Below are 3,340 nucleotides of genomic sequence, written 5' to 3' on the forward strand. Positions count from 1 at the left end.
CAATTATCAAGAAAAAAAGCAGCTACAAAAAGATAAAGCTGAACTATCTGAGAAAATCGAACAGTTGAACCGAGACATCGCTAAAAACAACCAAATCATAGCTGATAACGAGCAAAGTAAACGTGAGTTAGAAAATAAATCTATCGAAAGGCAGGAGCAAATCAATGAGCAACTCAAAAATAATGGCTGTGCTAGTCAGTTTGTGCCTGTGCCTGTTTCTAACAGCTTGTACAACAGAGCGAAAGGTTTACGTCAATCGACCGATACCAGCAAATTTACTCAGTGATTGTCTACCAAATTTACCACCAAAATCGATGACATTCGGCGATAGCATCAAATATAACGAGCATTTGCTAAATGTTATTGAGAAGTGTAACGCGGACAAAAGGGCAATAAAAGAAATTGCTAATGAATAAAAGCGCATCGGCTGAGTTTTGGCGCGTCTAAATTAAAAATCACTCAGCCAATTTTAAATAATCATTCACTTTTACCGCATAAAATATAAAAAATTACGAGCGGTTATAAAAAATAACTGCATATTTAATCAAACCGCTTAATTGCGGTTTTTTTATACCTAAAATGTTTGATGCACCACAAACCCAATTCACTTTTCAACCAATCATAATGCCATCACACGGCAATTAACAACAAGAGCCACTTAGGAATGAGTTTTAGAGGGCGTCAGATGGTTTTCATGGTTACCTCTCTTGACTGGTTCCCTGTGTGACTAAAACTCATTTCTAATGGAGAATACCATGAATATTATTAAATTCGATTTTAACGAAATGGTTACTTTGCAAGGTAATCAAGTAATGACGACATCTTTAAAGGTGGCTGAGTATTTTGGTAAACGGCATAAAGATGTTTTAAAAAAAATTAGAAACACAATTAACGATTGTGATAATCCAGAATACACCCAGCGCAATTTTGCGCCCTTTGATTTTATTGATAAAAACGGTGAAGCTCAACCTGCATTCAATTTAACGAGGAATGGATTTATGCTATTAGTTATGGGGTTCACGGGTAAAACTGCATTGCAAATCAAGATTAAATATATGCAAGCCTTTGACTGGATGGCTGAACAGCTTCACTCGATGCAAAACAGTTATTTAAAGCAACATAATGATTTAATGCTTGAGTACATGAAAGAAAAAGATGTAGCAAGTATGTCAGGTCGCTTATTAAGACGATGGGGTAAAGAGAAAAAGCCAGAGTTAACAAATAGGATGCAAAAACTACAAGAACAATCACAAATTCAATTATTAATTTAAGGAAAGATTATGAAAAAGCCAGACTGGGAGGCTATCGAATCAGCCTACAGGGCTGGATTACTGTCTATAAGAGAGATAGCTTCACAACACGGAATAACTCACGGAGCAATAAATAAAAGAGCAAAGCGTGATGGTTGGGAAAGAGATTTAAGCACAAAAATTAAAAACAAAGCAGATTCATTGGTATCCAAAAAAGAGGTATCCACTCAGGTATCCAGTAAAAATAAGTTAAACGAGCGGATACTTATTGAGGCTAATGCTGAAGTAATCGCAAATGTTCGAATGGAACACCGAGGCGATATTCGTAAAGCTCGTAATATTACCAACGCCTTATTTGAAGAGCTTGGTGCTGAATGTGCTGATATAGAGTTATTCAAAAAACTTGGTGAGTTATTAGCAAATCCAGACCAAAACGGCAGGGACAAACTCAATGAAGTTTATATGGCCGTCATATCTATGCCAGAAAGGGTGAAATCAATGAAAGCATTAAGTGAAACGCTGAAGAACTTGATTGCTTTAGAGCGTCAAGCTTACAACATTGACGACACACCAAAAGATAATTCAGTTGGCCAACTTTCGGATTTAATGGATAAACTATCACGGGAGGGTTAATGTTATCTCCTGGTCATTTAAAAAAACTCAGTAATAAGCTTTGGCGTTTAAATAACCTCTACTACATCACGGATAAAGCAGGTAAGCAAATTCGCTTCACAATGACCCCCGAACAGCTTGAATACTTCGAGGGGATGCATACAAGGAATATCATATTAAAAGCTCGGCAATTGGGTTTTACTACCGAAGTATGTATTATTCAGTTAGATGCCGCTTTATTTGAATCAGCTAAATGTGCGTTGATTGCTCACACTTTAAATGATGCTAAAAGATTATTTAGAGAAAAAGTTAAATATGCTTATGACAGACTACCCGAAGAAATAAAACAAGCAAATCCTGCAAGCAATGATGCGGCTGGTGAGTTGGTCTTTAAAAAAGGCGGTTCGCTTTATGTATCAACTTCATTCCGTGGTGGTACATTGCGTTACTTACATGTTTCTGAGTTTGGTAAGATTTGTGCTAAGTTTCCTGATAAAGCTAAGGAAATCGTCACAGGTGCGTTTGAGGCGGTTGCTACAGGCTGTTTCATTACTATCGAAAGCACAGCGGAGGGTAAAAGTGGTTATTTTTATGATTACTGCAATACAGCTGAAAAAGCCCATATTCAAGGTAAGCCTTTATCATCACTAGACTGGAAATTTTTCTTCTTCTCTTGGTGGAAGAATCCGCTTTATGCGATAGCGCCAGTTGAACCGATACCAACTCGATTAGAAGAGTATTTTAGCGAAATAAAAGCTAAGCATGGTATCGACTTAACCGAACAACAAAAAGCTTGGTATCACGCTAAAGAGAAAACGCTCGGCGATGATATGAAGCGCGAATATCCATCTATTCCAAGTGAAGCCTTTGAGCAATCAATCGAGGGCGCTTACTATGCAAGGCAATTCAGAGAACTATACAAAGAAAAACGCATTACCACGCTACCAGATAATCGCCATCTACCAGTTTATACCTATTGGGACTTAGGTATTGGTGATTCAACCGCTATTTGGTTTGTGCGCAAAGTGGGTGAAGAATTTCACATCATCGACTACTACGAAAATAGTGGCGAGGGTCTCAGGCACTACATGAAGGTCCTGAAAGATAAAGCCCAAAATCTTGGTTATGAATATGCTGAGCACTGGGCACCGCACGATATTGATAATCGTGAATTATCGGGTGATGGTAAGAGCCGTAAACAGATAGCAAAAGAAGGTTATGAAATTGACGGTGAGAAATACAGCATTAAGTTTAATGTAGCCCCAAGGCTTAGTGTTGATGATGGCATCGAATCAGTTCGTGAAATTTTGCCGCTTTGTGCATTTGATTCAAGCAAATGCGAACAGGGTATTGCTTATTTAGAAGCCTATCGAAAAGCATGGGATGATAAAAACGGCTGTTGGCGAGATAAACCGCTACATGACCATACATCACACGGCGCGGATGCGTTTAGATATTTTGCTGTGGCTAATCGAAAT

At 38.1% G+C, this 3,340-nt stretch carries 5 protein-coding genes; all 5 read left to right on the forward strand.

Annotated elements, in window-relative coordinates:
* On the forward strand, window positions 1–286 hold a 286-nt coding region (locus GQ594_RS11750), incomplete at its 5' end, for a hypothetical protein (protein ID WP_202112590.1).
* Window positions 183–416 carry an Rz1-like lysis system protein LysC gene (lysC, locus tag GQ594_RS12540; protein WP_442903541.1) on the forward strand — a complete coding sequence of 78 codons (234 nt, stop codon included), beginning with the start codon at window positions 183–185 and terminating at the stop codon, window positions 414–416. The genes GQ594_RS11750 and lysC, both read left to right, overlap by 104 nt.
* 339 nt (window positions 417–755) lie before the next feature.
* Window positions 756–1,271: a Rha family transcriptional regulator gene (locus GQ594_RS11755; protein ID WP_237398526.1), complete on the forward strand. Its 516-nt coding sequence runs from the start codon at window positions 756–758 to the stop codon at window positions 1,269–1,271.
* A gap of 9 nt (window positions 1,272–1,280) precedes the next feature.
* On the forward strand, window positions 1,281–1,883 hold the full coding sequence (locus GQ594_RS11760) for a hypothetical protein (RefSeq protein ID WP_160413139.1): 603 nt from the start codon (window positions 1,281–1,283) through the stop codon (window positions 1,881–1,883).
* On the forward strand, window positions 1,883–3,340 hold a 1,458-nt coding region (locus tag GQ594_RS11765; RefSeq protein WP_160413142.1), incomplete at its 3' end, for a terminase. The genes GQ594_RS11760 and GQ594_RS11765, both read left to right, overlap by 1 nt.

This window comes from Gilliamella sp. Pra-s52 (genome assembly GCF_009795805.1).
Classification (GTDB): domain Bacteria; phylum Pseudomonadota; class Gammaproteobacteria; order Enterobacterales; family Orbaceae; genus Gilliamella.

Excerpts from the sequence above, each read along its gene's own strand:
- lysC (WP_442903541.1), top strand. The coding sequence starts at position 183 with ATGGCTGTGCTAGTCAGTTTGTGCCTGTGCCTGTTTCTAACAGCTTGT.
- GQ594_RS11755 (WP_237398526.1), top strand. The coding sequence starts at position 756 with ATGAATATTATTAAATTCGATTTTAACGAAATGGTTACTTTGCAAGGT.
- GQ594_RS11760 (WP_160413139.1), top strand. The coding sequence starts at position 1,281 with ATGAAAAAGCCAGACTGGGAGGCTATCGAATCAGCCTACAGGGCTGGA.